Source organism: Paenibacillus phytorum (assembly GCF_013141715.1).
Lineage (GTDB): Bacteria > Bacillota > Bacilli > Paenibacillales > NBRC-103111 > Paenibacillus_E > Paenibacillus_E phytorum.
In genome coordinates this window covers 30,265-49,427 of the sequence record NZ_WHOA01000005.1, presented here as the reverse complement: position 1 = coordinate 49,427, position 19,163 = coordinate 30,265, and the positions used below count along the sequence as shown (strand labels likewise).

Genomic DNA, 19,163 nt, shown 5'->3' with positions numbered 1-19,163 from the left:
ACTTTAAGGAGGGAATGTACATGACTGAAACAGGAAAAAGCTCGCTATTTCCAACCTACGCAAGATATCCAATCACGCTAGTGAAGGGGGAAGGCAGCCGTCTTTGGGATGATACAGGCAAGGAATACATCGACTTGATGAGCGGGATCGCGGTAACGAACCTCGGGCACGCGCCTCAAGCGGTGAAGGAGAAGTTGATTGAACAGCTCGATCAAGTATGGCATGTGAGCAATCTTTTCCATATTCCGAATCAGGAGAAATTGGCAACCCTACTCACAGATAATAGCTGTGCAGACGCGGTATTCTTCTGTTCTACTGGTGCGGAAGCGAATGAGGCTGCAATTAAACTGGCACGTCGCTATAACCAGAAGGTTTTGAACAATGGTCGGTACGAGATTATCACGTTCAACATGTCGTTCCACGGACGCACGCTGGCGACATTAACAGCTACAGGGCAAGATAAAGTAAAGGAAGGCTTTCATCCGCTTCCTGGCGGCTTCGTCTATGCGCCTTATAACGATTTCGAGGCTGTCCGCAGTCTCGTCAATGAGCAAACATGTGCCATCATGCTGGAGATGGTGCAAGGGGAAGGCGGCGTACTGCCGGCTGATCCGGAGTTCGTGAAACAAATTGCAGAGCTGTGCAAGCAAGAGAATTTGCTTCTGATTGTGGATGAAATCCAGACGGGCGTAGGACGTACGGGTAAGCTTTTTGCCTATGAGCATTATGGGGTGGAGCCGGATATTTTCACGTTGGCCAAAGGCCTTGGTGGAGGGTTTCCGATCGGTGCAATGTTAGGCAAAGCGTTCTTGGCTGAAGCATTCAGCGCTGGAAGCCACGGTTCAACCTTTGGTGGAACGCCGATAGCTACGGCAGCAGGATATGCGGCTGTTGACACGATTATCACCAATAAACTGCCAGAACGTGCTGCGGAATTAGGCGCATATACGGTGAAGAAGCTGGAGAGCAAGCTTGCAGGCAACCCGCTTATCAGCAATATTCGCGGCATTGGTCTCCTCATCGGGATCGAATGTACACAGCCAGCAGGTGAAATCATTAGCGAAATTCATAAGCAAGGTGTTCTCGTAATTCCGGCAGGGCCGAATGTTATTCGTTTGGTGCCCGCTTTGACTATACCGCAAGAAGATTTAGATCAAGCCCTAGACGTGGTGTGCAGTGTCCTCTCCCAGAAGGCATCAACCATCAGCAGCGTTTAGTAAAAGTTCCGTTTAGAGAGGTTGGATAACATGAATATGGCTGTAAAGGAAGAACTGGCTGCCCAGTTGAAGGGCAAGGATTTTCTTGCTTTAGTTGATTATACATCAGAAGAAATTGAATATTTGATTCACTATGCGATTGAGCTTAAACGCAAACAGAAAGCTAGAGAGCCGCATGCTGTTTTGGCTGGTAAGACGCTGGGAATGATTTTTGAGAAATCCTCAACGCGTACGCGTGTTTCCTTTGAAGTAGGAATGTACCAACTTGGAGGTCAGGCTCTTTTCCTCAGCAAAAATGATCTGCAGCTTGGACGCGGCGAAACCGTTTGGGATACTGCACAAACACTGTCCCGTTATCTGGATGGCATCATGATTCGTACGTATGAACACCGCAAAGTGATTGACCTTGCTCGTGGATCAACGGTACCAGTTATCAATGGATTGACGGACTATGCTCATCCTTGTCAGGTTATGGCTGATTATCAGACGGTTTTGGAGAAAAAAGGCCGTTTGAAAGGTCTCAAAGTCGCCTATATCGGAGATGGCAACAATATGGTGCATTCCCTCATGATGGGTGCAAGTAAATTAGGGATGAACTTCGCGATTGCCTCGCCGGAAGGCTACGATCCTGACAAGGAAGTCATTCAGATTTCTAAAGAGAACGCAGCGCAAACCGGAGGCAGTGTCCTCCTTACTCGTGATCCACGCGAAGCGATTGAAAATGCGGACGTCGTCTACACGGACGTTTGGGCAAGCATGGGATTTGAGGCGGAGCAGCAGGAGCGGGAGATTGCTTTCAAGAACTTCCAAATTAACGAGGCGCTTGTGAAGCATGCTAAGCAAGACTACTTGTTCATGCACTGCTTGCCTGCACACCGCGGGGAAGAAGTGAGCGAGGGCGTTATCGATGGCCCGAATTCGATCATTTTTGATCAAGCAGAGAATCGTCTTCATGCGCAAAAGGCTATTATGGCCGCGACAATGATATAATAATTCGTAACAGACATAGAAATGGAGAGATTAGTAGACATGGCTAAGGAAAAAATCGTTCTCGCCTATTCCGGCGGATTGGATACATCGGTTATTTTGAAATGGCTCAAGGAGACTTACGACGCGGAAATTATTGCTTTTACAGCGGATATTGGGCAAAAGGATGAGCTGGACGGACTGGAGGAAAAAGCGCTCCAAACCGGCGCATCCAAGATCTACATCGACGACCTGCGCGAAGAGTTCGCGAAGGATTTCATCAACCCGATGTTCCAAGCGGGTGCTCTGTATGAAGGGCAATACCTGCTCGGCACTTCGATTGCTCGTCCGTTGATCGCGAAGCGCATGGTAGAAATCGCTCGTGCTGAAGGCGCAACAGCGATTGCTCACGGAGCAACCGGCAAAGGGAATGACCAAGTGCGCTTCGAGCTGACAGCAGCGGCGTTGGCGCCTGAGCTGTCCGTTATCGCGCCTTGGCGTCTTGAGCAGTTCCGCGAGGAGTTCCCGGGTCGCGCAGAGATGATCGCATATGCCGAGAAACACGGCATTCCGGTTACTGCATCGGCGGCGAAGCCGTATTCGACGGATCGTAACTTGCTGCATATCTCTTTCGAGAGCGGCATGTTGGAAGATCCTTGGTTCGATGCTGCATCCGACGAGAACAAAGGCATGTACGTCCTGAGCGTAGCTCCAGAAGATGCGCCAGATCAAGCAGAGTACATCGAGCTTGAGTTCGACAAAGGTGACTGCGTAGCCATCAATGGCAATAAGTTGTCTCCACTGCAAGTCATGGAAACCTTGAATGAAATCGGCGGCAAGCACGGTATTGGCCGTGTGGACATGGTTGAGAACCGTTTCGTCGGCATGAAGAGCCGCGGCGTGTACGAGACTCCGGGCGGTACGATCCTTTTCACTGCTCACCGCAAAATGGAATCCCTCACGATGGACCGCGATGTTATGCACCTTCGTGATTCCCTTATTACGAAATATGCGACACTGGTCTACAACGGCTTCTGGTTCGCACCTGAGCGTTTGGCAATTCAAGCACTTGTGGGAGAAAGCCAAAAGAACGTATCAGGAACAGTACGCTTGAAATTGTACAAGGGCAACGTGATGGGCGCTGGGGTGAAAAGTCCAGTATCCTTGTACAATCCGGAAATTGCTACAATGGAAGCAGATCCGACGAAAGCATACGACCAAGGCGATGCAACAGGATTCATTCATTTGAACGCACTTCGTTTGAAAGTATCTTCTGGCGTAGAACAAAACGCAAAGAAGTAATTATATAGCAGCACGGTCCGCTGGCTTTCCCTCGTGGAAAGCCTTTGGGTTGTCAATAAGGCTGTCAATAAGTTTGTCCAGCAGAGAGACTTTGAGCTCCGCTCAAAGATCCCTATATTAGGTGTTAATACGAGAGGAGCCATGCACGGTGTCTAAGCTTTGGGGTGGACGATTCACGAAGAAAACCGACCAATTGGTCGAAGAATATACCGCGTCGATTACATTTGATAAAGAGTTAGCTGAGGAAGATATTGAAGGCAGCTTGGCGCATGTGACGATGCTTGGCAAGTGCGGCATTCTGCCTGCGGATGATGTCGAGAAAATCAAGGATGGATTGCATGCTGTGCAAGGCATGATTCGCCGCGGCGAGCTGGAGTACACGATTCAGAATGAAGATATTCATATGAATATCGAGAAAACCTTGATCGATTTGATCGGCCCTGTCGGCGGCAAGCTTCATACGGGCCGCAGCCGTAACGATCAAGTGGCGACGGACATGCATCTCTACCTGCGCAAGCGGGTGGTTGAGTTCGTAGGCCTGCTGATCAAGCTGCAAGAGGCTTTGCTTGAGAAAGCGAAGGAGAATCTGGATACGATTATCCCAGGGTATACGCATCTGCAGCGTGCGCAGCCGATTCTGTTCGCGCATCACATGATGGCTTACGTCAGCATGTTCCAGCGTGACCTTGAGCGCTTGCAGGACAGCTACAAGCGCGTAGACATGCTGCCGCTCGGCGCTGGCGCGCTCGCCGGCACGACCTTCCCGATCGACCGCCATTTCGTGGCGGAGCAGCTCGGGTTCGGACGCGTGTACGAGAACTCCCTGGATGCGGTCAGCGACCGCGATTTCATCCTGGAGTTCCTCTCTAACGCGTCCATGATCATGATGCACCTTTCTCGCTTCAGCGAGGAAATGGTGCTCTGGTCCTCGACCGAGTTCGCGTTCATCGAACTCGATGATGCTTTCTGCACCGGTAGCTCGATCATGCCGCAGAAGAAGAACCCGGACGTGGCTGAGCTTGTCCGCGGCAAAACAGGCCGCGTCTACGGCAACTTGTTCGGTCTGATGACCGTGCTCAAGTCGCTGCCGCTGGCTTACAATAAGGACATGCAGGAAGACAAAGAAGGCATGTTCGATACGGTTCGTACCCTTCAGGGCGCTCTTCAATTATTCGCTCCTATGGTTGCTACGATGAAGGTAAACACGGATCGCATGAGACAAGCAGTGAACCAAGATTTCTCGAACGCAACGGATATCGCCGATTACCTGGTGAACAAAGGATTGCCTTTCCGTCAGGCGCACGAAGTGATTGGTAAAACCGTTCTGTACTGCATCCAAAACCAAAAATACCTGCTCGATATGAGTATCGAAGAGTTCAAAACGTTCTCTTCGCTTTTCGAGTCCGATATTTATCAGGTTCTGCAACCTGAGCAAGTGGTTAACGCGCGTAATGTCTATGGCGGAACGGCCAGCAACCAAGTGACAGAGGCGATTGCTCGTGCTGAGCAAGTACTGACGCAGTCGAACGAGTGGTTACAAGTATTTTTAGAAAAAAGCAAGTAAACGAATAGACAAAAACCTTCAAAACCATCGATCTGATGGTCTTGAAGGCTTTTTCTCATCTACCAGTAACGGAGATAAACCCTGTATCAGCGCGTACCGTCACTTTTTTGCTGCCATCACCGATGGTGCCCTTTGCGGAATGATGATCAGTCCGTTGTACATTTACACCTGGTACTTCCAGATTGACACTGCCTGTGTCGGTGTTCAGATCGAAGCTTGCATTCTTTGGAGCAGGATCGAGCTGAAGCCGAATCGTACCCGTGTCGGTTTCTAACGATACGGAATCTCCGATATCGTGCAGTTTAGCTGTAATGCTGCCTGTATCTGTTTTCAGCTTTACATCTCCTTGGCCATTCTCCACGTTGATATGCCCTGTATCCGTTTGAAGGCTCAGCTGCTTACCTTCGTAACGTTCAATCGTTATACCGCCTGTGTCCGTGCTGGCTGTAAGCTTGTCGGCTTTTACTTCTTTGAAGTTAATGCCCCCTGTATCCGAGGAAACGGTGATAGCTTTGTACATTTTTTCTGGAAGTGTTACTTCTGTTCGCAATCGGAACCTTTGGTTATTGATCAGAGCTTTCAATTCTGTCAAATCGAAACCGATATTAATTTGTGGTTTCTTCTGCGTACATACGTCTACTCGCCAAACATTGCTTCCTTCTGTCGCCGCCTCAATGGTGCAGCTTTTAGCAGTAAGCTCTCCAACCGTTCCTACCAGATGCACTTTAATTTCATCGGAATTACTTGGGATAAAGGTTACCCCGGAGATGTCATTTTGAATGATTAATGTATCAATATTTGCGGCAGGAATCTTCTTTTCGATATCAATATTCGTGACACCTGCGCTCCAATCAACCGCTTTAAAAGAAACAGCTGCTCCAATAAGGCCGACCCCAAGGCAGGCAAAGCCGAGCAGTAAGAAAAATTTGACTCCACGTTTCATAGCTTAAGCCCCCTTAATCAATTTGGCATTAAATTGGATGTACATCCAGCTGAGTTTGAAAAATACTTTGAACAACCATGTGCTTAGCGTCGTCAATATAATGCCCAAGCCGAAACAAGCAAGCATTGCGAATCCAATGAACTGCATATCGCTGCCTACCGTACCCATATAACTGCCGAGAATGCCGACAATTGGCGAGATGATAAGCGCAAAGCCCGAAACAAATAGGGCAATTAACGTAGCGAGAATACCGAACCAAGGACCAACAACGAAAATAAGGTTAAAAAATCCAAGCATAATACTTACGATGATCGCCTTAATGCTCGACTCCTGTTTAACAGGATAAGGGTATGGATTGGGACTCATATAAGGATTCGTGCCCTGTGGAGGCGTATAAGGTGGAAAGCCCTTAGTTTCAGGAGCTTGCTTAGGCGCCGCAGTCAGTTCAGGTCTGGAATAAGATTTCTCTACCGCATCGCTAGGCGTGCTTTTCGAAGGCTCTTGCCCAATACTTGGTGTTTCCTTCTGAGCATCCCAGTTAGGTACTCGAGGATAACCGAGCGATTGTGCCACATCATCTTCTTGCTTCCCATTTTCAATGGCTTTCTGAAACAATTCTTCATAAACAGACAATATATTTTGGCGCTCCTTCTCGGGAAGTCCACGCAGTCGATAGTTTAATTCTTTGAAATAATCGATTTTGCTCATCGCCTAGCCTCCTTGTGTGCTATTTCATATTCCTATCATAATAGAAAAAAGTCATAATGACCTAGTAACTACAGTCACATGACCTTTCCTATTCGCAAAAGAGGCAGAAGCCTCTATATATTACCGATTAACCGGTCCTTTCACGCCATCTTCAAGGATGGGCTGCTCTGGCGTTGAGGGATTCATTTCTTCAGACTTGATGTCACTCCGGTTGGCGGCGATGATAGTAGGCACTGGAGAATACTGATCCTTCGAGATTAATTCTTTACTGACGATCGTACCATTTTCTCTTTTGATCCGATATGTCTCTACCTTGTAGCCGACCTTGCCGGTGCTGATAGGGCGGGTAATGCCAGGTTTCAGGCTTGAATTTTGTATGTATTTAACCGGTGGTTGAATTGTTTCTACAATGTTGGAATTGATGTCATAGGTAATGGATGGCGACATATGACCGAAAAGCTTCACGGTGACGGCTTGTTCTGTTGTTATGGTCCGTATCAATAGATAGGCATCTGTGTTGTTGCGGAATTTGAAGTTAATATAACCGCTGGCGAAAGTTGCATCTTGTCCGAGTGTAACATAGCTAACAGGGAGTGAATGATTGCGCCGTTCAACAATGTCTAGGCCACTCCGCAATACAGCATTGTAAAGCGTTGTAGAAACTTGGCAAATGCCGCCTCCAATGCCTGGCACGAGCTTGCCGTTTAGGATGACGGGTGCTTCCTTATATCCGAATTGGGCTTCGGTTTGTTCAATAATCTTGCTATAGTCGAACGTCTCTCCCGGCGCCATTAGCAAATCCTGAATAGAGGCGGCTGTGGAGCGTATATTATGAATTCTTCCTTCACCTGATGGGGGGAATGAGGTCGTAAATTCCGAGATTTTACGATCGATGCCCTGACGCTTCAATGTCTCCATCGTTACCGCGGGGCCCTGCTCATATAAAGGCAAGGATAGTGTAATAGGAGCGGCATTGTGAATATAGCCTATGGATGGGGCAATTTCTTTCAAGTGTTCAAGCAAATGGGCCGTATCAATTCTCAGCACTTTGCGTTCGGGCTCGAAAGCTAGTAAATCTTCATTGGTTACGATGCGTTTTGCGGCAACAGGCTGAAGACTATAGAGGTCCTTCCAAGCTTCTTTGACTACGGTGTTTAGCTGAGCTTGATTGACAGTGACCTCGAGCGGTATATTCGCGTGACGTAGGGTCCATCGAGCTTTTATACGCTCTATCGGAGAGCCTCCGAATAGCTGCCCAAGCGAACGAGCTAGGGTTTCCTTTTGGTACTGAACACCTAGTTGTCCAAGCGACAGTTGTTTATGGGGAAGGTTCAAACGGGAGGATTGCAATTGAACGGGATAGGATGAGAGCAGCTGTAGGCGCTGTTCGTATTCTTGTTGAAATTTATCATAGGGCATTCCTCCAACCCGCCAGCCAGCAACTGTGAAATCTGCAGGGAATGTAGGCTTAGAACCATAGACGTATAGAGCAATGCTAAGCGCACTTAGCATGCCTAAGACGATAGACGTATAGAGTATAACTTTTCTAATTTGGCTTGGCATGTACAGCGGCTCCTTTGCGCTCAGATACAAGCGGTTCAGGCACAAGGATGCCTGTACTACTATATGTATCGTTAGCTAAGGGGTTTTAGTACTTGCTAGGGGATTATCCAGCAGCCCAGGAGAACAAAAAAACCGTCGGACATGGTCCAACGGTTTTTCAAATATAGTGTTATTTCGTCCCTGTAAATGTAATTCCTTTGATGAAAAATTTATTTCCGAATACATAAACAAGCGATGCAAGCGCTTTGTGGGCTTGGACTTACTATTCCTGGCGATGTCTCAGTCGGCGGATTCGACAACATTAGTATCTCCGCCTATTGTTCTCCTACTTTAACAACCGTTAGCCAAAATCCGTATGAAATCGGTTATCAATCTGCCCAGATGATTATTGACATGCTTGAGGGCCGTCAGGTAACCAAACAATTGGTGCTTCCAACGGAACTTCTCGTCCGTTCTAGTGTAGCCGCACCTAAAAATAAACAAAATTAATGACATGACCGTCCTATGTAGGGCGGTTTTTGCGTATATTATAGTTTTCTTGTTCGACATTACTAGCGTTGGATTTCTCATATTCACTAAGAAAATGATATAATGACGGTATTCAACAGGATTTTCAAAGCTATTTTAGAAGGAATTTCAGCAATTGTGTCGAATGGTTAAAAGCTATCTTTACAAGCAGAGAGACTTTGAGTAAACTCAAAGATCCCACAGCAGAGAGACTTTGCTACGCAAAGATCCATATATTAGGATGTGATATTGTGATCGAAATGCAGGACGTATGGAAAACGTACTCCAACGGCACTCATGCATTGCGAGGAATTAATGTAAAAGTGGACAGCAATGAGTTCGTTTACGTTGTTGGACCTTCCGGCGCAGGTAAATCTACATTTATGAAGTTGATGTATAGAGAAGAGCGGCCTACTAAGGGTCAAATCTTCGTGAATGGTTTTAATTTGGAAAAGCTGAAACAGCGTAAGATTCCTTACGTGCGTCGTAATATTGGCGTTATTTTCCAGGATTATCGACTGCTTCCAAAGCTTAATATTTTTGAAAATGTGGCTTTCGCTATGGAAGTTATCGAGGCACCTAAGAAGCAGATTAAGAAACGCACCATGGAAGTGCTCGAGCTTGTTAAGTTGAAGGATAAAGCAAATTCGCTGCCCTCTCAGCTTTCTGGAGGCGAGCAGCAGCGGGTAGCGATTGCCCGGGCAATAATTAACAACCCAGCTGTCATTATCGCCGATGAACCGACAGGAAATCTCGACCCTGAGACCTCCTGGGGAATCATGAAATTGATGGAGGAAATTAACTTCCGGGGAACCACCATAGTCATGGCTACGCATAACAAAGAAATCGTAAATACGATGCGTAAACGAGTCATTGCGATTGAGCATGGACTCATTGCTCGTGACCAGGTACGGGGGGAATACGGCTATGAAGATTAGTACAATTTCTCGTCATTTGCGAGAAGGTACGAAGAATGTCGTTCGGAATGGTTGGATGACGTTCGCGTCGATTAGTTCGATTGCCATTTCGTTATTTATTTTAGGTATTTTTGTCCTTATTACACTTAATGTGAATGATATTGCAGGTCAGATTGAGAAACAGGTTGAGATTAATGTGTATCTAGAGGTTAACACTTCGCAGGTTCAGATTAATGCGCTCGAATCTCAAATTCAAGCTATTCATGAGGTAAAAACCATTAAGTTTGTTTCGAAAGAAGAGGGCCTTGTTTATTTAAGGCAAAAGCTTGGTGAGAGCGGTAAAGCTTTGTTAGATGGATTTGAAGGGGAAAATAATCCGTTAAACGATGCGTTCACCATCGAAGTCGATGACCCACGCAATGTGGCAGTCGTTGCTGATCAAATCAGCGCGCTTAACATCGGCAAAGATCCAAAGCCTATCTATAAGGTGAATTATGGCAAAGGTACGGTTGAAGCTCTATTTAAGGTGACACAAATTGTTCGTTGGGTCGGGATTGGTATCGTTATTTTACTTTCATTTACCGCTGTGTTCCTGATCGCGAATACGATCAAAATTACGATTTTGGCTAGACGCAAAGAAATATCAATTATGAAACTGGTGGGTGCGACGAATTCCTTTATTCGTTGGCCGTTCTTTATAGAAGGTGCTCTACTCGGATTCATCGGCTCTGTGATCCCGACAGCTATTATTCTAGGCGGGTACTGGAAGCTGCTTAACACGAGTTCACTGAACTTGAATCTGCTTATGGTTGAATTAACACCTTTCGGGGAGATTGCTCCTACGATGACGGCTTTGTTGTTAGGTATTGGTATGGTTATTGGCATCTGGGGGTCCCTAATCTCCGTCCGCAAATTCCTCCGCGTCTAAGCGGAAGCTTTTATAACCGACTTTGATAACGATGATGTTTCAGGTAGCTTATTCGGCGTCGAATCTTGAACGAAATCCGGGAAGTGCGGTACTCACTTAGCAAAACACTAAGCTCCGTTCCTCCTTCTCCGGATTTCGTTCAACCTTCTTGGTTCTGAAAGCCGATTACAAAAGCGTTATTTAAGTTTCTACTGATTTTTTCATTTTCAAAGATTCATAGATTAAAAGATAAGAGACTAAGAGATTCAAAGTATAAGACTCGAGAAGAACCAGGTTTTGATGATGGGGAGGCTACGTGCTTGAAGAAGAAGATTCTACCTGTGGTGTTGACTCTTGGGATTGCGGCTTCATTGGCGGTTCCTTATGCGGGGTATGCCGCTTCAACAACGGAAAAGATCGATCAGCAGTTGACTCAGCTCAAGAAGATGAAGGCGCAAGCGCAGCAGAAGGCGAATGACGCGCAGAATCAAATCACGAAGGTTCATACGGAGAAGGACCAGGCGACCAAGGATATGAACACGCTTGTCAATCAGGTCAACGAGGCTAGTAAGAAGCTCACGAAGCTGAATGAAGAAATCGACCAAGTGTCGGATACATTAGCAGATAACGCTAAACAATTGGATGAAGCGGAAGCGCGTGTGGAAACTCGTGATCAAATGCTGAAATCCCGAGTGCGCTTGATGTATATGAACGGTTTTGTTTCCTACATGGATGTGCTGCTTAGCGCGACCAGTTTTTCTGATTTTTTGAACCGTATTGAAGCTTTGAAATCTATTGTTAATCAAGATAAAGAGATACTAGTGGCGAATAAGAAAGATAAAGAAACGGTTGCCCAGAAAAAGGTAGATACCGAGCAACAGCTTGAGAAGGTTAAAGCTCTGTACGCTGATGCCGACGCCCTTAGAGACGATCTGCAAGCGAAGGAGAAGGCCAAGGAAGTCAAGATTGCTTCCCTTACGAAGCAAGAGAAGGTGCTTGAGGATATTTCAGAAGAAAGCGATAATCAGATTACACAATTAGCGAAGCAAGAAGCTGACCTACAGGCGAAGAAACGGGCAGCTAGTAAAGCGAAGTCGCCTTTCACATATTCTGGTGGGAAGCTGGGTTACCCATTGGCCGTTCAAGCACCGCTTACTTCCGATTTCACGAATAGAATCAATCCAGTTACAGGCAGATCAGAGAGCCATAAAGGGATTGATTTGGGAGCACCCAAAGGAACGGAAATCCTTGCGGCTGAGAACGGCTCAGTCATCTATGCATCATGGATGAACGGCTACGGGAATTGCGTCATCGTGGATCATGGGAATGGGTTATGGACGGTATATGGACATATTATGAATGATGGACTCTACGTCAAAGTTGGCGATGTGGTGAAACGTGGACAGAAGATTGCCGGTGTTGGCTCGACAGGGCAATCGACAGGGAACCATTTGCATTTTGAAGTTAGGAAGAATGAAGTTCCAACCGATCCTAAACCGTTCTTGCGATAGGGGAACTTGGTTATAAAACGGGAATAGCTTGTCATATACTACAAACAGGCGAACCCAAATGGGTTTTAGGAAAAAGGTGGTGAAACGCGCTTTGCAATTCAAAGGACGCACGGTCATAGTTTTTGTTTTGTTAGCTATGTTTGCAAGCAGTATCGTGACACTGACGATTGTGGATTCATCCTTTTCTTGGGGGCGGAAAGAGCAGCCAGCGGGCAGTACAGCCGCATCCACTGCCTCTTCATCCGGGCTATCGAGTAAGGATTTGAGCAAAATCTCTACAACGTTTCAATTGATCGAGAGCAAGTATTTGAAGCAGCCGGATCATGATAAGCTGGTCAACGGTGCAATCAATGGCATGCTGGAATCTCTGGAAGATCCATTTACCGTGTATATGGATCAGAAGGAAGCGAAGCAGTTCGACGAGAGTATTACGTCCTCTTTTCAAGGCATAGGGGCAGAGGTTTCGATTGAGGAAGGTAAATTCGTTATCGTTTCTCCAATCAAGGGCTCTCCTGCTGAGAAAGCGGGTATTCAATCCAAAGACGTGATTGTCTCGGTCAACGGAGAGAAGTTGGACGGGCTTACACTCAACCAAGCGGTCATGAAAATCCGCGGTCCTAAAGGGACACAGGCGAAGCTGGATTTACTTCGTCAAGGTGCCGGTGATCCGGTGCAAGTCATCGTGGTCAGGGATAATATTGACGTTGAAACGGTTTATGGCGAAATGCTGCAGGACCAAATCGGGAAGATTGAGATTCGCCAATTCTCCTCGAATACAGCCGTCCGTTTCGCTGAAGAGTTGAAAAGCCTTGAAGCCAAAGGGATGAAAGGGCTAGTTATCGACGTGCGTAATGACCCGGGCGGTCTGTTGAACGTGGTCGTAGACATCGTGAATCCTTTCGTCAAGAGCGGCAAACCGATCGTCCAGGTCGAGAATCGGGATGGGAAGCGGGAGCCGACACCTTCAACGGGTTCAGGCAAGAACTATCCGGTTACTGTTCTTGTGAACAAGGGCAGTGCGAGTGCTTCGGAGATATTGGCAGGAGCTTTCCAAGAAGCGGTTGGCAGCAAGATTATTGGCGAAACTTCCTACGGGAAAGGAACCGTTCAGGTTACTTTCGAGAAGGAAATGGGCGACGGCAGCAATATTAAAATGACGGTGTATAAATGGTTAACGCCTAACGGCAACTGGATTCACAAAACGGGGATCCAGCCGGATATCCCAGTTGAGCAGCCAGGTTATTTCAAAGCAGCTCCGCTGTCTAAGAAAAGTGTGCTTAAACAGGATATGACAAGCGATGATGTGAAGAATCTACAGCTTATGCTGACAGGTCTTGGTTTTAACCCAGAGCGTTCGGACGGTTATTTCAATGATAAGACAGTTACAGCTGTTAAAGCTTTCCAAAGGACTAACGGTTTACCAATGACTGGCGAGGTAGACACGGAAACAGCTGCTAAAATTGAAAAATCAATTTTGGCGCAAATCCGTGAGCCGAAGAATGATTTGCAGTTGAAGGCAGCAATTGGGCAAATCCAGAAGCAAATCGGGAAATAATAAGGATCAGATATTGGAAATTCGTCGAGATGGGCAGGAGATAAGCTCTAATAGTCGAATTAGTGTAGGAAGGTTGCTACGGCTGCCTTCCTATTTCTTTTTCATCAAGGAGCCCAGATTCGTATGGATGTATTGATTCAACTCTTGGACAGACTGCTGCAGGCTGTAGGGCAGTTGTTTGCGAATCCTTTTTACTATATAGGTATTCTATTTATCGTGCTTCATTATCGGAAGCAGATTCAGATGGAACGTAAACTGTTTCACACGCGCTTGCATTCTTTATTGAATGAGACATGGCGAACCGTACTCTGGGGTTGGCTAGGCGGTATCAGTGCCTCCGTACTTATGCTCTTCGTAGGTGTTAATATTGAAGCGAACACGGTAATTCTGTTATGGGTCCTATCGATTATCCTAGTTATGATGCGTGTTAGATTCTTGTGTTTGGCTTATGCGGTAGGTATTTTGGGAATCGCGCAAGTGATTCTTTCGTGGATACCGAATGCAGCCAGTCTCCAGGAGGCGGTACCGGTTCTGAACATTGTAGTTGGCGCGGATATTCCTTCCTTGCTGGTCATTGTCGCAGTACTTCATCTTCTAGAAGGGACGCTCGTCGGTTTTCAAGGGGCACGCATGGCAACACCGCTGTTCCTAGAAGGAAGACGAGGGCAAATTATCGGCGGGCAACAGTTGCAAGGCTTCTGGCCTGTCCCTTTATTCTTGCTCGTTCCTATGACAGGGGGAAGTATACAAGGTCTTCCGTGGGAAACGCTGTTCGGTTCGAACCTCGTATCAGGATGGACACTTCTTGCCTTCCCGGCAATGATTGGCTTTACGGAGCTGACGATATCGAAGCTTCCCCGCAAACAAGCCCGATTCAGTGCAAGCTTGCTCTACTTATATGGCATCATCCTATTAGTTACAGCGATTGCCGCTCATTTCTGGTCGCCGATTCTGCTTTTAGGGGCCGTATTAAGCATTGCTTTACATGAAGGATTGATTCGGTATAACCAATGGGTTGAAGATAAGCTGGTGCCGTTCTACGTTCACTCACAGCAAGGTCTTATGGTGTTGTCAGTAGTGCCAAACAGTCCTGCCCACGAGCTAGGTATTCAAACTGGCGAACTCATTCACAAGGTGAACGGTCACAAAATCAAGACTAAAACCGATCTGCACGTTGCCATGCGGTTGAATTCCGCTTTCTGCAGGCTGGAAGTGCTGAATGAGCAAGGTGAGGTACGCTTCTTACAGCGAGCGATTTACTCTGGCGATCATCATCAATTAGGTATTATTTTAGCTCCGGATCAGGATGCACTGTACTTCCTAGAGCAAAGACCCCTGCATCTGTTTTCCTATTTGCGAAGTAAACTGACCGGCTTGTTATCCAATGATTCGACGAAATCTATGTGATATAAAAAAGACCCTATCCTCTTGTTTGAAAGAGGAAGGGTCTTTGCTTACCACATAAGAAAGTATAAGTTTATTTCTAACAGAGAAACTTGACTTTCTTATTGGCGATAAAACCTACATTTAAACGCGGTCGCTCATCTTCGAAATGCATCGATAGAGGTTTTCTCATTTAACAGTTGTTGTTGGAGAAAGCCCATCACGCAGTACAATGATTTCGACGCGGCGATTTTTGCTGCGGTTCTCATCGCTGGTGTTGGCTACTTTTGGCATCGTATCGGCATAAGCGGTAGCAATAAATTTATTATTATCCAATTTGGCCGTATCACTAAAATAGCGAAGCACCGAAAGGGAACGGGCGAATGATAATCCCCAGTTATCTTTGAAAGGATTGCCTGTAGCTAGCGGCAAGTTGTCGGTATGACCTTCAATGCTCACCTTGCTGTTCAGCGTAGGGATGAGTGAAGCAAGCTTCTGTAGAATAGGAAAGGAGGCCGCTTTCAGATCCGCTTTTCCTAGGTCGAATAGGAATAAGTCATTAAGGGTGATAGCCACACCGCGTTCTGTATCGCTAGCGGACACTTGTGCCTCCAGATTTTGATCCTTGATATAAGCTTGGACTTGTTTTAAAAGATCTTGAAGTTCCTTTTCGCGCTTCTCTTTTTCATTTTCTTCAGGCTTTGTTTTATCTTTCACTTCTTTATTGTTATCTTGGCTCTGATTCTGGTTCTGAGGTGTCTGGGCATCGCCTTGCTTAGGGGTCATTTGACCACTTACGCCAAAGCCTTTATCCAAAACCGAGTCGGCTTTCTGGAATTGCATGTTTAAGGCTTGGGCAAGAACGGAATACTTTTGAACATCGACTTTACTCATTGCATACATAATAATGAAGAAAACGAGCAGAAGGGTGATTAAATCAGCGTAAGTAATGAGCCATCTCTCATGATTGACATGTTCCTCGTGCTTCTTACCTCTCCGTGCCATTATCGACATCCTCCTCTACGACTTTCTTCGTTGGTTTATCGTGGAGGAAGGAATTCAGTTTTTTCTTAATTAATTGTGGATTCTCACCGGCTTGAAGGGCAAGAATTCCTTCTAACATCAGTTCCATTTCGGAAACCATTTCTTTGCCGCGAACCTTAATTTTATTAGCAATCGGAAGATAGACCAAGTTGGCGCTCATAACACCGTATAAGGTAGCTGTGAAAGCAACAGCAATAGCAGGTCCGAGACTGGAGGGGTCGTCGAGATTGCCGAGAACGTGAATGAGCCCCATAACGGTACCGATAATTCCCATGGTTGGTGCATATCCGCCTCCGGCCTCGAACACCTTTGACATATTGTTAACCTGGTGCTCAATAGCGTCCATCTCAAGCTCTAGAATTTGTCTGGTCAGCTCGGGATCAGTTCCATCCACCACCATAAGCAAGCCATCTTTAAGGAAAGGATTTGTATGCTCCTGTGCGCGTTGCTCAAGGGCTAGTACTCCTTCTCGACGAGCGATCGTAGCCATATCCACCAGTTCATCAATCGTTGCCCCCGGATCTCTTTTTACTTCCTTGAAGGCAATGCCTAGAGCTTTAGGGATTTTGGCTAAAATAGAAAGCGGGAAGCTGATGGCCACTGCACCAAAGGTTCCGCCGAAAACGATTAGCATGGCACTCGGGATGATCAATGAACTAATATGACCGCCATCCCACATATACCCGCCGACTAAACCAACAAGACCCAATACTAATCCTAAAACTGTTGTCAAATCCATGACTGTACCACTCCTAATTAGCATAAAAAGAATAGGAACCATAAAGCAACCAGATAAATTCGTTGGAGCCGTTCTCCATAAAATTTATACAGGCCGTAACAGATATTGCCGTTTGCATCCATGATTCAAAAAGGGTATAATGGAAAAACCAGAACAAACATTCTTATGATGGATGATTTTAGAGATTCCTTCATATTTGTGCGAATAAGTTCCATAAACTTCTATATCGGAAATAGCATAAGGAAAGTTAATAGGATAAAAGTTCGATTTATTTCGATAAAATAGGTTCTAAAAGTGAACTTTTTAAACAACCACTATAAGTGTAGGTGATTATTGATGAGTGAACTGGTCATTAGCTCCAAGAAGTTTGAGCTTGTATCCGATTTTTCTCCGCAAGGCGATCAGCCTAAAGCGATTGAGGAAATTGTTCAAAGTATACAAGCAGGTAATAAGCATCAGACGCTCTTAGGTGCGACGGGAACGGGAAAAACGTTCACAGCGGCGCAAGTCATTGCCAAGTTGAACCGTCCTACCCTGATTATTGCGCATAACAAAACGTTAGCCGCACAGTTGTGCAGTGAATTTAAAGAATTTTTCCCTCATAATGCCGTCTCCTATTTCGTTAGTTACTATGATTACTACCAACCAGAAGCCTACATTGCCTCCTCTGACACTTACATCGAGAAAGATTCCAGCATCAATGAAGAGATTGATAAGCTTCGTCACTCAGCGACAAGCTCGTTATTTGAACGCCGTGACGTTATTGTCGTAGCGAGCGTGTCGTGTATTTACGGCTTGGGTTCGCCAATTGAATATGGCAATATGCTTCTTTCTTTACGTGTAGGTATGGAGAAATCGCGCAATGAGATTTTACACAAGCTCGTGGATATTCAATATCAGCGGAATGATTTGAATTTTGTCCGCGGGACTTTTCGCGTGCGCGGAGATGTCGTTGAGATTTTTCCAGCGTCGCATGGCGAACAAGCGGTGAGAGTTGAGTTGTTTGGTGACGAAATCGAACGGATTACGGAAATCAATGTGCTCACCGGCGAGATTATCGGCGAGCGCGATCATATCGCTATCTTCCCAGCGTCTCACTTTGTGACGCACGAAGATACGATGAAGCGCGCGCTCGTGAATATTGAGCGTGAACTTGAGGATCGTCTTGCCGAGCTGAAAGAGCAAGGGAAGCTGCTCGAAGCACAGAGGCTGGAACAACGGACGCGTTATGATATGGAAATGATGCAAGAGATGGGTTTCTGCAATGGGATTGAGAATTACTCAGGACCGCTGACTTTCCGTGAGCGGGGGGCTACGCCTTATACGCTTTTGGATTATTTTCCAGACGATATGCTCTTCATGGTCGATGAATCTCATGTGAGTTTGCCGCAGATTCGCGCGATGTACAATGGAGACAGAGCGAGAAAAGAAGTATTGGTTGACCATGGTTTCCGTTTGCCTTCTGCACTCGATAACCGTCCTCTACGCTTCGAGGAGTTTGAGGAGAAAGTCAGTCAAGTTTTATATATATCAGCAACACCCGGACCTTACGAGTTGGAACATTGTCCAGTAATGACGCAGCAAATTATTCGTCCTACAGGGTTGTTGGATCCAATTATTGAAGTAAGACCAACCAAGGGGCAAATCGATGATTTAATAGCCGAAATTCATGATCGGATTCGTAAAGATGAGCGTGTGCTCGTGACGACATTAACCAAGAAAATGTCAGAAGATTTAACTGATTATTTTAAGGAAATTGGCATTAAAGTGCGCTATTTGCACTCGGATATCAAAACATTTGAACGTATGCAGATTTTACGTGATTTGCGGTTAGGTGTTTTCCATGTTCTCGTAGGGATTAACCTCCTTAGGGAAGGGCTTGATTTACCTGAGGTTTCGCTGGTCGCTATTCTCGATGCGGACAAAGAAGGCTTCCTACGCTCGGAACGATCGTTGATTCAAACCATCGGTCGTGCAGCGAGAAACTCAGACGGTCGTGTGATTATGTATGGAGATAAAATAACAGATTCCATGCAGAAAGCGATTTATGAGACGAGTCGCCGTCGAAGTCTTCAAGAAGCGCATAATGAGAAGCTGGGGATCACACCGCAAACGATTGCCAAGAAAATTCGCGATGTCATTGAAGCTACGAAAGTGGCTGAACAGAAAGCGGATTATCTGGCTGACGTGAAGGGTGCGAAGATGTCGAAGAAAGATCGCGCATCGCTGATCGAGCGTTTGGAAGGCGAGATGAAAGAGGCTGCGAAGAACCTACAGTTCGAGCGAGCCGCGCAGCTGCGTGATGCAATTATGGAAATGAAAGCTGACGCCTAGAAG

At 46.2% G+C, this 19,163-nt stretch carries 16 protein-coding genes; 11 read left to right on the top strand and 5 right to left on the bottom strand.

Features of this window, described 5'->3' with window-relative positions:
* Positions 1–20 precede the first annotated feature (20 nt).
* The 4 genes from argD (at position 21) to argH (ending at position 5,049) form a co-directional block, all read left to right on the top strand.
* Positions 21–1,217, top strand: coding sequence for an acetylornithine transaminase (gene argD / locus GC098_RS00790; RefSeq protein WP_171640059.1), 1,197 nt, complete (start codon positions 21–23; stop codon positions 1,215–1,217).
* Between the two features lie 30 nt (positions 1,218–1,247).
* Positions 1,248–2,207, top strand: coding sequence for an ornithine carbamoyltransferase (gene argF, locus GC098_RS00785; protein WP_171640056.1), 960 nt, complete (start codon positions 1,248–1,250; stop codon positions 2,205–2,207).
* Between the two features lie 39 nt (positions 2,208–2,246).
* Positions 2,247–3,485 (top strand): argininosuccinate synthase, encoded by a 1,239-nt coding sequence (locus GC098_RS00780; protein ID WP_171640054.1) that lies wholly within the window; start codon positions 2,247–2,249, stop codon positions 3,483–3,485.
* 148 nt (positions 3,486–3,633) lie between these two features.
* A complete protein-coding gene (argH, locus tag GC098_RS00775) occupies positions 3,634–5,049 on the top strand; it encodes an argininosuccinate lyase (protein ID WP_171640052.1) in 1,416 nt (471 codons plus the stop codon).
* Positions 5,050–5,104: 55 nt separating this feature from the next.
* Here argH and GC098_RS00770 read toward each other — a convergent pair whose 3' ends face one another.
* From GC098_RS00770 to GC098_RS00760, 3 genes are all read right to left on the bottom strand, one after another.
* A complete protein-coding gene (locus tag GC098_RS00770; protein ID WP_171640050.1) occupies positions 5,105–5,992 on the bottom strand; it encodes a DUF4097 family beta strand repeat-containing protein in 888 nt (295 codons plus the stop codon).
* A gap of 3 nt (positions 5,993–5,995) precedes the next feature.
* Positions 5,996–6,700 carry an HAAS signaling domain-containing protein gene (locus tag GC098_RS00765; RefSeq protein WP_171640048.1) on the bottom strand — a complete coding sequence of 235 codons (705 nt, stop codon included), beginning with the start codon at positions 6,698–6,700 and terminating at the stop codon, positions 5,996–5,998.
* A gap of 120 nt (positions 6,701–6,820) precedes the next feature.
* Positions 6,821–8,263: a VanW family protein gene (locus tag GC098_RS00760; RefSeq protein ID WP_171640047.1), complete on the bottom strand. Its 1,443-nt coding sequence runs from the start codon at positions 8,261–8,263 to the stop codon at positions 6,821–6,823.
* Between the two features lie 234 nt (positions 8,264–8,497).
* Between GC098_RS00760 and GC098_RS00755 the strand changes: the two genes are divergently transcribed.
* The 6 genes from GC098_RS00755 (at position 8,498) to GC098_RS00730 (ending at position 15,067) form a co-directional block, all read left to right on the top strand.
* Entirely contained in the window at positions 8,498–8,752 is a 255-nt protein-coding gene (locus GC098_RS00755) for a substrate-binding domain-containing protein (RefSeq protein ID WP_171640045.1), read from the top strand.
* A 269-nt stretch (positions 8,753–9,021) separates the two neighbouring features.
* Positions 9,022–9,708 (top strand): cell division ATP-binding protein FtsE, encoded by a 687-nt coding sequence (gene ftsE / locus GC098_RS00750; RefSeq protein ID WP_047682153.1) that lies wholly within the window; start codon positions 9,022–9,024, stop codon positions 9,706–9,708.
* Complete coding sequence (gene ftsX / locus GC098_RS00745; RefSeq protein ID WP_171640043.1) at positions 9,698–10,615, top strand: permease-like cell division protein FtsX; 918 nt, start codon at positions 9,698–9,700, stop codon at positions 10,613–10,615. The genes ftsE and ftsX overlap by 11 nt, the downstream gene beginning before the upstream one ends.
* Before the next feature lie 299 nt (positions 10,616–10,914).
* A complete protein-coding gene (locus GC098_RS00740; protein WP_171640041.1) occupies positions 10,915–12,105 on the top strand; it encodes a murein hydrolase activator EnvC family protein in 1,191 nt (396 codons plus the stop codon).
* Positions 12,106–12,196: 91 nt separating this feature from the next.
* The gene (locus GC098_RS00735) at positions 12,197–13,660 is read left to right on the top strand and encodes a S41 family peptidase (RefSeq protein WP_171640120.1); all 1,464 of its coding nucleotides are present in this window, start codon (positions 12,197–12,199) and stop codon (positions 13,658–13,660) included.
* 123 nt (positions 13,661–13,783) lie between these two features.
* Positions 13,784–15,067: a PDZ domain-containing protein gene (locus tag GC098_RS00730; protein ID WP_171640039.1), complete on the top strand. Its 1,284-nt coding sequence runs from the start codon at positions 13,784–13,786 to the stop codon at positions 15,065–15,067.
* A 165-nt stretch (positions 15,068–15,232) separates the two neighbouring features.
* On the opposite strand, the gene GC098_RS00725 is transcribed toward GC098_RS00730, so the two are convergent.
* Positions 15,233–16,048 carry an OmpA/MotB family protein gene (locus tag GC098_RS00725; RefSeq protein ID WP_171640037.1) on the bottom strand — a complete coding sequence of 272 codons (816 nt, stop codon included), beginning with the start codon at positions 16,046–16,048 and terminating at the stop codon, positions 15,233–15,235.
* The gene (locus tag GC098_RS00720) at positions 16,032–16,826 is read right to left on the bottom strand and encodes a flagellar motor protein (RefSeq protein ID WP_171640035.1); all 795 of its coding nucleotides are present in this window, start codon (positions 16,824–16,826) and stop codon (positions 16,032–16,034) included. The genes GC098_RS00725 and GC098_RS00720 overlap by 17 nt, the downstream gene beginning before the upstream one ends.
* A gap of 336 nt (positions 16,827–17,162) precedes the next feature.
* Here GC098_RS00720 and uvrB point away from each other — a divergent pair, with 336 nt between their 5' ends.
* A complete protein-coding gene (gene uvrB, locus GC098_RS00715; RefSeq protein WP_171640033.1) occupies positions 17,163–19,160 on the top strand; it encodes an excinuclease ABC subunit UvrB in 1,998 nt (665 codons plus the stop codon).
* Positions 19,161–19,163: the final 3 nt, after the last annotated feature.